This is a genomic window from Anaerotignum faecicola, from assembly GCA_024460105.1.
Taxonomy (GTDB): Bacteria; Bacillota; Clostridia; order Lachnospirales; family Anaerotignaceae; genus JANFXS01.
Window position 1 is genome coordinate 1 of the sequence record JANFXS010000125.1, and the last position, 539, is coordinate 539.

Annotated in this window: 1 protein-coding gene; it reads right to left on the reverse strand. The window is 44.2% G+C overall.

Going from position 1 to position 539, the window contains the following annotated elements; genetic code table 11:
* The coding region (locus tag NE664_13080) for a phospho-sugar mutase (protein MCQ4727566.1) at positions 1 to 439 on the reverse strand (439 nt) is incomplete at its 3' end.
* Positions 440 to 539 lie beyond the last annotated feature (100 nt).

Consider the following 539-nt stretch of genomic DNA (forward strand, 5'->3'; position numbering starts at 1 on the left):
TATGGCTGGCAGTTATCACGATTCCGCCTGAACATTCTAAATACCGTACAGCAAAAGAAAGGGAGGGAGTGGGCATCAATTCCTGATATAAATGAACCTTAATGCCATTAGCAGCCAGTATGCACGCTGCGCGCCGGGCAAATACGTCTGATTTAATCCGGCTGTCATAGGCTATGGCAACAGAGGGACATGAACATTTTTGATTGAGGTAATTGGCATAGCCCTGAGTTGCCTTCCCGACAGTATAGATATTCATGCGGTTGGTACCGACGCCAATGATACCTCGCAGACCTCCGGTACCGAATTCCAGATTACGGTAAAAATGATCTTCCAGTTCTCTGTCATTCTGTTGAATACTCTTAAGCTCATCTATTAAATCCGGGTCCTCCAGGACCTCCTGGTTCCATTTATTCCATCGTGAAAGTACTTCTGATTCCATTTTTTGATTCTCCATTTTCATGTTTATTTTATTGTCACTGGGATTTGAAGTGGGATTAATCCCAAGTCTTTGAACCAGGCGGTTCCTTCTCTGAGCAGAT